The 10,687-nt window shown below is 63.0% G+C and carries 9 protein-coding genes; 8 read left to right on the top strand and 1 reads right to left on the bottom strand.

The genetic code is table 11. The features are described 5' to 3' along the window. The first annotated feature begins 197 nt into the window (after positions 1-197). The 6 genes from NTD82_RS12790 to NTD82_RS12765 all read left to right on the top strand — a co-directional run bounded on the left by NTD82_RS12790 (position 198) and on the right by NTD82_RS12765 (position 5,460). Entirely contained in the window at positions 198-1,262 is a 1,065-nt protein-coding gene (locus NTD82_RS12790; RefSeq protein WP_095155455.1) for an ABC transporter substrate-binding protein, read from the top strand. Positions 1,263-1,362: 100 nt separating this feature from the next. Further along, the gene (locus tag NTD82_RS12785; RefSeq protein ID WP_262128995.1) at positions 1,363-2,169 is read left to right on the top strand and encodes an alkaline phosphatase family protein; all 807 of its coding nucleotides are present in this window, start codon (positions 1,363-1,365) and stop codon (positions 2,167-2,169) included. Next, the gene (locus NTD82_RS12780) at positions 2,166-3,008 is read left to right on the top strand and encodes an ABC transporter permease (RefSeq protein ID WP_095155453.1); all 843 of its coding nucleotides are present in this window, start codon (positions 2,166-2,168) and stop codon (positions 3,006-3,008) included. Before NTD82_RS12785 ends, NTD82_RS12780 begins: the two co-directional genes overlap by 4 nt. Further along, a complete protein-coding gene (locus NTD82_RS12775; RefSeq protein WP_262128994.1) occupies positions 2,995-3,792 on the top strand; it encodes an ABC transporter permease in 798 nt (265 codons plus the stop codon). Before NTD82_RS12780 ends, NTD82_RS12775 begins: the two co-directional genes overlap by 14 nt. A 1-nt stretch (position 3,793) precedes the next feature. Then, positions 3,794-4,783 (top strand): ABC transporter ATP-binding protein, encoded by a 990-nt coding sequence (locus tag NTD82_RS12770; protein WP_262128993.1) that lies wholly within the window; start codon positions 3,794-3,796, stop codon positions 4,781-4,783. Between the two features lie 23 nt (positions 4,784-4,806). Further along, positions 4,807-5,460 (top strand): HAD family hydrolase, encoded by a 654-nt coding sequence (locus tag NTD82_RS12765; RefSeq protein ID WP_110969203.1) that lies wholly within the window; start codon positions 4,807-4,809, stop codon positions 5,458-5,460. A 45-nt stretch (positions 5,461-5,505) separates the two neighbouring features. Here NTD82_RS12765 and NTD82_RS12760 read toward each other — a convergent pair whose 3' ends face one another. Continuing rightward, on the bottom strand, positions 5,506-6,468 hold the full coding sequence (locus tag NTD82_RS12760; protein ID WP_095155449.1) for an NAD(P)H-quinone oxidoreductase: 963 nt from the start codon (positions 6,466-6,468) through the stop codon (positions 5,506-5,508). 139 nt (positions 6,469-6,607) lie between these two features. Between NTD82_RS12760 and NTD82_RS12755 the strand changes: the two genes are divergently transcribed. Both NTD82_RS12755 and NTD82_RS12750 read left to right on the top strand, forming a co-directional pair. After that, complete coding sequence (locus NTD82_RS12755) at positions 6,608-8,689, top strand: carboxy terminal-processing peptidase (protein WP_262128992.1); 2,082 nt, start codon at positions 6,608-6,610, stop codon at positions 8,687-8,689. A gap of 134 nt (positions 8,690-8,823) precedes the next feature. After that, a complete protein-coding gene (locus tag NTD82_RS12750; RefSeq protein WP_262128991.1) occupies positions 8,824-10,581 on the top strand; it encodes a bifunctional diguanylate cyclase/phosphodiesterase in 1,758 nt (585 codons plus the stop codon). Positions 10,582-10,687 lie beyond the last annotated feature (106 nt).

Here is a 10,687-nt window from a genome sequence, read left to right as displayed (position 1 = left end):
CTTGTCGGGCGCGGTTTTTCATCTGGTCTACGCTGTAACCCCAAGGTCAGTTGGCGGGCCTCGGGCTAGCGTCTCGACATCAAACTGTCATGCGAACTCCCTACCTTGGCTCAGGTATTGCTGACCTAGACCAACCGAACCGCAACGACGTCTTACCCCTTACACGTTTTGCAAGGCACCCCATTAAGGAGCTTCGGATGAAACAGCTTTTCCTGGCCTCTCTGTTAGGCGCGAGCATTGCCCTGTCCCACTCGGCCGTCGCCGCCGACACTGATCTCAAAGCCCTCGAAGATGCTGCCCGCAAGGAAGGCACCGTGAACAGCGTCGGCATGCCCGACGCCTGGGCCAACTGGAAAGGGACCTGGGCCGATCTGGCCAGCAAGTACGGTCTCAAGCACATGGACACCGACATGAGTTCGGCCCAGGAAGTGGCCAAGTTCGACGCCGAGAAAGACAACGCCAGCGCCGATATCGGTGACGTCGGCGCCGCCTTCGGCCCGATCGCCGTGACCAAGGGCGTGACCCAGCCCTACAAGCCGAGCACCTGGGACCAGGTACCCGACTGGGCCAAGGATCAGGACGGTCACTGGGCGCTGGCCTATACCGGCACCATCGCCTTCATCGTCAACAAGCAACTGGTGAAGGAAGAAGACATCCCGAAGACCTGGCATGACCTGGAAAAGGGCAAGTACAAGGTCGCCATCGGTGACGTCGGCACCGCCGCCCAGGCCGCCAACGGCGTACTGGCCGCAGCCATCGCCTACAAGGGTGACGAGAAGAACATCGAGCCGGGCCTGCAACTGTTCACCAAGCTGGCCCAGCAGAAGCGCCTGTCGCTGGCCAATCCGACCATCCAGACGCTGGAGAAGGGTGAGATCGAAGTGGGCGTGGTCTGGGACTTCAACGGCCTGAGCTACCGCGAGCAGATCGATCCGAAGCGCTTCGAAGTGCTGATCCCCTCCGATGGCTCGGTGATCTCCGGCTACACCACCATCATCAACAAATACGCCAAGCACCCGAACGCCGCCAAGCTGACCCGCGAGTACATCTTCAGCGATGCCGGCCAGACCAACCTGGCCATCGGTCACGCCCGGCCGATCCGCGCCGACCACCTGAAGCTGCCGGCCGAGGTTCAGGCCAAGCTGCTGCCGAACGAGCAATACCAGGCCGCGCAACCGATCAAGGATGCCGCAGCGTGGGAAGCCACCTCGAAGGCTCTGCCGCAGAAGTGGCAGGAGCAGGTCATCATCGAGATGGAGTGAGGCCCTATCGCGAGCAAGCTCGCTCCTACAGACGATCGCGTCGTTCGTGTAGGAGCGAGCTTGCTCGCGATTGACCGCACCGCCGCTTTCGGAGCTTCCAATGAACCACAACGTCATCCTGGTCCTGCTCGACGGTCTCAATCACCAGGTCGCGCACCATGCCATGGGCCACCTGCACGCCTACGTCGAAGCTGACCGCGCCGCGCTGTACCGCCTCGAATGCGAGCTTCCGGCGCTGTCCCGCCCGCTCTACGAATGCATCCTCACCGGCGTGCCACCGATCGATAGCGGCATCGTGCACAACCAGGTGTCCCGCCTGTCCAGCGAACGCAGCATCTTCCACTACGCCCGCGATGCTGGCGTGGGGACCGCCGCGGCGGCCTATCACTGGGTCAGCGAGCTGTACAACCGCACGCCGTTCGACCCGGTGCGCGATCGCCACACGAACGCGCCCAGGCTGCCGATCCAGCACGGCCTGTTCTATTACGCCGACCACTACCCGGACTCGCACCTGTTCGCCGATGCCGAATACCTGCGGCGCAAGTACCGGCCCGGCTTTCTCCTGGTGCACCCGATGAACATCGACGACGCCGGCCACCGCCATGGCCTCGACAGCAGCCAGTACCGCAACAGCGCACGCAGCGCCGACATTCTCCTGGCCGACTACCTCGGCACCTGGCTCGCCGAGGGCTATCAGGTGCTGGTGACCGCCGACCACGGCATGAACAACGACCGCTCGCACAACGGCCTACTGCCGGAAGAACGTGACGTGCCGCTGTTCGTGTTCGGCGACGGCTTCAGCCTTGACCCCAACGCCAAGCCCCTGCAAACCGAGCTGTGCGGAACCATCTGCGAACTGCTCGGTGTGGCCCACGACAAACCGTTCTGCCGGGAGTTGCTTTCGTGAATCCGCTGACCCGCGGCAAGTGGCTGGCGCTGCTATGCCTGCTGCCCTTCGCAGTGTTCTTCATCATTTTCCAGATCGCCCCGCTGGCCTGGGTGGCGATCCACAGTCTGCAAGCCGAAAGCGGCTGGGGCCTGGACAACTTCAGCAAGATCTTCGCCTCGAAGTTCTACCGCCAGGCGATCCAGCACAGCCTGGAAATCAGCTTCTGGTCGAGCCTGTTCGGGATCGTCATCGCGGTGCTCGGCGCCTATTCGCTGCAGCGGGTGGACTCGCGCCTGCGCGATTTCGTCAACGCCTTCGCCAACATGACCAGCAACTTCTCCGGGGTGCCGCTAGCCTTCGCCTTCATCATCCTGCTCGGCTTCAACGGCGCCCTGACCCTGGCACTCAAGCAGGCCGGGCTGATCGAGGACTTCAACCTCTATTCCAAGACCGGGCTGATCATCCTCTATACCTACTTCCAGATTCCGCTCGGCGTGCTGCTGCTCTACCCGGCCTTCGATGCCCTGCGCGAAGACTGGCGCGAGTCGGCCGCGCTGCTCGGCGCCAACGCCTGGCAGTACTGGCGGCATATCGGCCTGCCGGTGCTGACCCCGGCGCTGCTGGGCACCTTCGTCATCCTCCTGGCCAACGCCCTCGGCGCCTACGCCACGGTGTACGCGCTGACCACCGGCAACTTCAACGTGCTGCCGATCCGCATCGCCGCGCTGGTGGCCGGTGATATTTCCCTCGACCCGAACCTGGCCAGTGCCCTGGCGATCATCCTCGTCGGGCTGATGAGCCTGGTGACCCTGGTCCATCAATGGCTGCTGAAGAGGAGCTACCATGTTGCGCGCTGAACCGGCGGCCAGCCGCCTCTACCACCGGCTGGTGGTCTGGGTGCTGTTCCTGATCCTGCTGTTGCCGCTGGCCGGCACCCTGCTTTATTCGCTGTCCACCAGTTGGTCGGCGAGCCTGCTGCCCAGCGGCCTGACCTTCAAATGGTACGTGGCGCTGTGGAGCGACCCGCGCTTTCTCACCGCCTTCGCCCAGTCGCTGCTGGTCTGCGTTGGCGCGCTGCTGCTGTCGGTGTTGCTGATCCTGCCGCTGCTGTTCGTGGTGCACTACCACTTCCCGCGGCTCGACGCGCTGATGAACATCCTTATCCTGCTGCCCTTCGCCGTGCCACCGGTGGTGTCCTCGGTGGGCCTGCTGCAACTCTACGGTTCGGGGCCGATGGCCATGGTCGGTACGCCGTGGATTCTGATCGGCTGCTACTTCACCGTGGCGCTGCCGTTCATGTACCGGGCGATCACCAACAACCTCCAGGCGATCAACCTGCGCGACCTGATGGACGCCGCCCAACTGCTCGGCGCCAGCACCTGGCAGGCGGCGTTCCTGGTGGTCCTGCCCAACCTGCGCAAGGGCCTGATGGTGGCGCTGCTGCTGTCGTTCTCGTTCCTGTTCGGCGAGTTCGTCTTCGCCAACCTGCTGGTGGGCACCCGCTACGAGACCCTGCAGGTCTACCTCAACAACATGCGCAACAGCAGCGGCCACTTCAACAGTGCCCTGGTGATTTCCTACTTCCTCTTCGTACTGGTGCTGACCTGGGCAGCCAACCGCCTGAACAAGGACAAGACCTGATATGAGCTTCGTCAGCATCCAGAACCTGGAAAAGACCTACGCCGGCAGCCCGGTGTTCAAGGACATCAACTTCGAGATCCAGCGCGGCGAGTTCATCACCCTGCTCGGCCCGTCCGGCTGTGGCAAATCCACCCTGCTGCGCTGCATCGCCGGGCTGACCCCGGTGGACAGCGGCAAGATCCTTCTCGACGGCCATGACCTGGTCCCGCAGAGCCCGCAGAAACGCGGGATCGGCATGGTGTTCCAGAGCTACGCGTTGTTTCCCAACATGACCGTGGCGCAGAACGTCGCCTTCGGCCTGCGCATGCAGAAGGTCAAGGGCGACGACAGCAAGACCCGCGTGCAGGAAGCCCTTCGCATGGTCGAGCTACAGGACTTCGCCGGACGCTACCCGCACCAGCTTTCCGGCGGGCAATGCCAGCGCGTGGCGTTGGCGCGCTCGCTGGTGACCCGGCCGCGCCTGCTGTTGCTGGACGAGCCGCTGTCGGCCCTCGACGCGCGCATTCGCAAACACCTGCGCGAACAGATCCGCCAGATCCAGCGCGAGCTGGGGCTGACCACGGTGTTCGTCACCCACGACCAAGAAGAAGCCCTGACCCTGTCCGACCGCATCTTCCTGATGAACCAGGGCAAGATCGTCCAGAGCGGCGACGCCGAAACCCTCTATACCGCGCCGGTGGACGCGTTTGCCGCGGGCTTCATCGGCAACTACAACCTGCTCGACGCCGACAGCGCCAGCCGCCTGCTGCAACGCCCGGTGACTGCCCGCCTGGCGATCCGCCCGGAAGCCATCGCGATCAGCCTCCACGGCGAGCTGGACGGCCAGGTCCGCAGCCACAGCCTGCTGGGCAACATCATCCGCTACCGGGTCGAGGCCCGTGGCGTCGAGTTGCTGGTGGACGTGCTGAACCGCTCATCCGCAGATCTCTATCCGGACGGACAACGGGTATCCTTGTCGATCGATCCAACTGCCCTGCGCGAAGTCGCGTAGGGGATGCACGGGAGTTTTCTTGAATGGCTTTAGCGATCTTCGATCTCGACGAAACCCTGATCCACGGCGACTGCGCCTCGCTGTGGAGCGAGCAGATGGTCCGCCTGGGCTGGGTCGACGGCCCGTCTTTCCTGCGCCGCGACCATGAATTGATGGAAGCCTACGGCAAGGGCCACCTGGCCATGGAAGACTACATGGCGTTCAGCCTGGAGCCCGTGGCCGGCCGCACGCCCGAGGAAGTCGAGCACCTGGTGGAACCGTGGGTCGAGGACTTCATCGAACCGATCATCTTCAGCGACGCCTGCCGCTGCATCGCCGAGCACCGGCGCAAGGGCGACCGGATCCTGGTGATCTCCGCCTCGGGCACGCACCTGGTCGGGCCGATCGCGGCGCGGCTAGGCATCGACGAGTTTCTTGCGATCGAGCTGGAAGTGGTCAACGGCGTGTACAGCGGCAAGACCAGCGGTGTGCTCACCTATCGCGAAGGCAAGATCACCCGGTTGCTGGAGTGGCTGGATCAGGAAGAAGAGAACCTGGAAGGGGCGAGTTTCTATTCGGACTCGCGCAATGACCTGCCGCTATTGCTGAAGGTGGATCACCCGCATGTGGTCAACCCGGACCCGGTGTTGCGCGAGCATGCGGAGAAGAATGGCTGGCCGGTGCTGGCCTGGAGCTGATTCGCGGCCAATGAGGGCCTCATCGCGGCGATGAGGCCCTGACCATCACACCAGTTCTGGATCGATCACCAACACCAGCTTCCCGGACACCTGGTTCCCCTCCAGTTCCGCAAAGGCTGCTTCGGCGTCCTTCACCGGATAGCTGCGCACCAGTTGCGGTTTCAGCCGGCCTTCGGCGAACAACGGCCACACCTGCTGCTGCAGATCGCTGAGCAGGTCCGCCTTGAACTGATCATCGCGGTTGCGCAGGGTCGAGCCGGTCACCTGGATGCGCTTGCCCAGCAGCAGGGCGAGGTCCAGATCGGCCTTGCGCCCGCCCATCAGGCCGATGATGACCCAGCGTCCATCGCGGCCCAGCAGCTTCAGGTTCAGCGCCGCATAGCTGGCGCCCACCGGATCGAGGACTACGTCGAACGGCGCGAAATCATTCAGCGCCTCCAGATCATCGCCACGCACCACGCCACCGCTGGCGCCCAGGCTTTCGCAATACGCCAGGCGCTCGGCGGAACCGACACTGACCCAGCACGGGCTGCCAAAGGCCTTGCACAACTGGATCGCTGCCGAGCCCACGCCACTGGCGCCGGCGTGCAGCAACACCTTCTCACCGGGCCTCAGGCCGCCAAGCTGGAACAGATTGAGCCAGGCGGTGGCGTACACCTCAGGCACCGCGGCCGCTTCGTGCAAGCTCAGACTGTCTGGCACGGCCATCACATGACGGGCATCAGCCACCACTTCCTCGGCCATGCCACCGCCCGCCAGCAACGCGCAGACCCGGTCACCGACCTGCCACGACGAACCGGCACCCACCTCGGTAATCACCCCGGAGCATTCCAGGCCAAGGTATTCACTGGCGCCAGGCGGCGGCGGGTAGAGACCGGCACGCTGTAGCAGGTCGGCGCGATTCAGACCAGCAGCGGCAACACGAATTCGTACTTGACCTACATCGCAGGTTGGACTTGTCGTATCAACCCACTCCACATGTCCTTCAACGCCTTGCAATGCCTTCACAGTGCCTCCATAGTTGAGTCAAGACTGAGCCTGGGTGCTGTGGCCCCGGGCTTTTTGCATTATGCGACCGGCTCCATGGAGCCGGCGAATTCAAAGACGGCCCACTATGCGTTATCAATTGCCCCTGCGTCGAATCAGCATGAAGCACTTTCTTCCCAGCACCGCCCTCGCCCTGCTGATCGGCCTTGGCAGCCTGCCCTTCGCGGGCAATGCACTGGCCGCCAACAGTTGGGAATCGCTGCACCCGGACCGCGACCAGGTGGTCGCCAGCCTGAACGTGGTCGAGTTGCTCAAGCGCCACCACTACAGCAAGCCGCCCCTCAACGACGCCCGCTCGGTCATCATCTACGACAGCTACATCAAGCTGCTGGACCCGGCGCGCATCTACTTCACCGCCAGCGACATCGCCGAGTTCGACAAGTGGAAGGCCCAGTTCGACGACTTCCTCAAGAGCGGCAACCTGGAGCCCGGCTTCGATATCTACAAGCGTTACCTGGACCGCGTGAAGTCGCGTCTCGACTTCACCCTGGCCGAGCTGAACAAAGGCATCGACAAGATCGACTTCACGGTCAGCGAAACCCTGCTGGTGGACCGCAAGGACGCCCCGTGGATGAAGACCGACGCCGAGCTGGATGACCTGTGGCGCAAACGCCTGAAAGACGAAGTGCTGCGCCTGAAGATCGCCGGCAAGGAACCCAAGGCCATCCAGGAACTGCTGACCAAGCGCTACAAGAACCAACTGTCGCGCCTTGACCAGACCCGTTCGGAAGACATCTTCCAGGCTTACATCAATACCTTCGCCCAGTCCTACGACCCGCACACCAACTACCTGTCGCCGGACAACGCGGAAAACTTCGACATCAACATGAGCCTGTCGCTGGAAGGTATCGGCGCAGTGCTGCAGAGCGACAACGACCAGGTCAAGATCGTGCGCCTGGTACCGGCCGGCCCTGCCGCCAAGACCAAGCAGGTCGCACCCGCCGACAAGATCATCGGTGTCGCCCAGGGCGACAAGGAAATGGTCGACGTGATCGGCTGGCGCCTGGACGAAGTGGTCAAGCTGATCCGCGGTCCGAAAGGCTCGGTGGTACGCCTGGAAGTGATTCCGGCGAACAACGCGCCGAACGACCAGACCAGCAAGATCGTCTCGATCACCCGCGAAGCGGTGAAGCTGGAAGAGCAGGCGGCGAAAAAATCCGTGCTCAACCTCAAGCAGGATGGCCGCGACTACAAGCTCGGCATCATCGAGATTCCGGCCTTCTACCTCGACTTCAAGGCCTTCCGTGCCGGCGATCCGGAGTACAAGAGCACCACCCGCGACGTGAAGAAACTGCTCACCGAGCTGCAGAAGGAAAAAGTCGACGGCGTGGTCATCGACCTGCGCAACAACGGCGGCGGTTCCCTGCAGGAAGCTACCGAGCTGACCAGCCTGTTCATCGACAAGGGCCCGACCGTGCTGGTGCGCAACAGCGACGGCCGCGTGGACGTGCTTGAAGACGAAAACAGCGGCGCCTTCTACAAAGGTCCGTTGGCACTGCTGGTCAACCGCCTCTCGGCTTCGGCCTCGGAGATTTTCGCCGGCGCCATGCAGGACTACCACCGCGCGCTGATCATCGGCGGCCAGACCTTCGGCAAGGGCACCGTGCAGACCATCCAGCCGCTCAACCATGGCGAGCTGAAGCTGACCCTGGCCAAGTTCTACCGCGTGTCCGGCCAGAGCACCCAGCACCAGGGCGTACTGCCTGACATCGATTACCCGTCGATCATCGACACCAAGGAAATCGGCGAAAGCGCCCTGCCCGAAGCGATGCCGTGGGACACCATCCGCCCGGCGATCAAACCGGCCAGCGATCCGTTCAAGCCGTTCCTTGCGCAACTCAAGAACCGCCACGACGACCGCAGCGCCAAGGACCCGGAGTTCGTCTACATTCGCGATCGCCTGGCCCTGACCCAGAAGTTGATGAGCGAGAAGACCGTCAGCCTCAACGAGGTCGAGCGCCGTGCGCAGCACGCCGATATCGAAAACAAGCAACTGGTTCTGGAAAACACCCGCCGCAAGGCCAAGGGTGAGGAACCGCTGAAGGAACTGAAGAAGGAAGACGAAGACGCCATCCCCGCCGAGCCGGACGATACCAAGCCGGAAGACGATGCTTACCTGAGCGAAACCGGGCGCATCCTGCTGGACTACCTGAGCCTGAATTCGGCGGTGGCCAAGCACTGAAAAGTGGCTGAAACGATAATGGCGAAATAGTATGAGCGCATAGCGTTACGTCATTAAACAGTCATCAAACTGTCGTGAAATAAGGGACTGAGCACCACTGGCGCTCAGTCCCTTTTTTTCAAGGTAGTCCCGACATGACCATGACCGAACAGCTCAGCGCGTTGAGTTCCATCCTGACTCAAAGCGGCTTGCACAGCCTGTTCCAGCCCATCGTCTGCCTCTCCGAACGGCGCATCCTCGGTTACGAAGCCTTGAGCCGCGGCCCGTCCAACAGCCCGTTGCACTCGCCGATCAACCTGTTCGCCGTGGCACGCCACGCCGGTCGCCTGACCGAGCTGGAAATCGCCTGCCGGGAAAGCGCCTGCCGCCGCTTCAGCCAGCAGAAACTGGACGGCAAGCTGTTCCTAAACGTCTCGCCCGAGTCGTTGCTCGAACCGCAATACCAGTCCGGGCTGACCCTCAAGCTGTTGCAGAACCTCGGCATCCCCGCCAGCCAGGTGGTCATCGAGCTGACCGAGCAAACCCCCACCGACGACTTCCAACTGCTGTTCAACGCCCTGCACCATTACCGCGACATGGGCTTTTCCATTGCCCTGGACGACCTCGGTGCCGGCTATTCGAGCCTACGTCTCTGGTCCGAGCTGCGCCCGGACTACGTGAAGATCGACCGCCACTTCATCGACGGCATCCACCTGGACGCGGTCAAGCGCGAGTTCGTCGGTTCCATCCTGCAGATCGCCAAGGCCTCGCGGGCCAAGGTGATCGCCGAAGGCATCGAGCTGGCCGAGGAGCTGGCGGTGCTGACCGAGATGGGCGTCGATCTGGTCCAGGGCTATTTCATCAGCCGCCCGCAGGAGCAGCCGCCACGGGACGCCGCGCAATTGCTGCCCGGGCCGGTGACAAGCAGCGTACCGGCGCTGGTCGACGAACCCTCGGACCTCGGCGCCTTGCTGATCGAGCAACCAGCGGTGACCGGCAGCACCGCCACGCCGAAGGTGCTGGAAGCGTTCCGTCGTCAGGCCAACCTCAACTCGCTGGCGGTGCTTGATGAGCATCAGCGGCCTTGTGGCATCGTCCACCGCCACTCGCTCTCGGATGCGCTGCTCAAGCCCTTCGCCACCGACCTGTTCGCGCGCAAGCCGATCAGCCGGCTGATGAACGAGGACTTCCTCGCCGTGGAACTGACCCAATCGTTGCAGACCGTCAGCCGCTTGCTCACCAGCCGCGCCCGTCAGCGCATTGAAGAAGATTTCATCATTACCCACCTCGGCCGCTACGTTGGTCTGGGGCGGGTCATCGACGTGCTCAAGCTGATCACCGAGCAGAAGATCCAGCAGGCGCGCTATGCCAACCCGCTGACCCTGCTGCCGGGCAACGTGCCGATCAAGCAGTGCCTGACCCGCTTGCTGCAGCAGCAGCGCAAGGCGGCAATCTGCTACGTCGACATCGACAGCTTCAAGCCCTTCAACGATATCTACGGCTACGCCCGGGGCGATGAAGTCTTGTTGTGCCTGGCCCAGTGCCTGAATGATCGCGTGGATCCGGCCCGGGATTTCGTCGGACATATCGGCGGCGACGATTTCATGCTGGTGCTCGGCTCACTGGATTGGGAGCAGCGCCTGAACGTGCTGCTGGAGGACTTTCAAAAGCAATGCCGGCGTTTCTACCGCGCCGAGCATGTGGAAGCCGGCTGTTTCATTGCGCACAACCGCCTCGGCCAGCGTCAGGAATTTCCCCTGCTGTCGCTGTCCATCGGCGTCGTGCAGTTGCGCCCGGAAGCCTGCGCGCAACTCGACGCCGACCAGTTGGCCGACCTCGCCTCGCAGGCCAAGCACCACGCCAAGGATGTCGCCGGCCACAGCCTGTACCTGATCGATACCGCTGTCGCCTGAACGAAAAAACCGGGGCCAGGCCTAATGTCAGTCAGTTAGCGTTTTATGCAGCCCTTCGCGAGCAAGCTCGCTCCTACAGTGTAGGAGCGAGCTTGCTCGCGAAGGG

It is taken from the genome of Pseudomonas sp. 5P_5.1_Bac1 (genome assembly GCF_025466015.1).
Taxonomy (GTDB): Bacteria; Pseudomonadota; Gammaproteobacteria; order Pseudomonadales; family Pseudomonadaceae; genus Aquipseudomonas.
The sequence above is the reverse complement of the archived record's forward strand: the minus strand, read 5'-3'. Positions and strand labels throughout refer to the sequence as shown.

Coding starts and splice junctions, on each gene's coding strand:
- NTD82_RS12790 (WP_095155455.1), top strand. CDS start 198: ATGAAACAGCTTTTCCTGGCCTCTCTGTTAGGCGCGAGCATTGCCCTG.
- NTD82_RS12785 (WP_262128995.1), top strand. CDS start 1,363: ATGAACCACAACGTCATCCTGGTCCTGCTCGACGGTCTCAATCACCAG.
- NTD82_RS12775 (WP_262128994.1), top strand. CDS start 2,995: ATGTTGCGCGCTGAACCGGCGGCCAGCCGCCTCTACCACCGGCTGGTG.
- NTD82_RS12770 (WP_262128993.1), top strand. CDS start 3,794: ATGAGCTTCGTCAGCATCCAGAACCTGGAAAAGACCTACGCCGGCAGC.
- NTD82_RS12765 (WP_110969203.1), top strand. CDS start 4,807: ATGGCTTTAGCGATCTTCGATCTCGACGAAACCCTGATCCACGGCGAC.
- NTD82_RS12755 (WP_262128992.1), top strand. CDS start 6,608: ATGAAGCACTTTCTTCCCAGCACCGCCCTCGCCCTGCTGATCGGCCTT.
- NTD82_RS12750 (WP_262128991.1), top strand. CDS start 8,824: ATGACCATGACCGAACAGCTCAGCGCGTTGAGTTCCATCCTGACTCAA.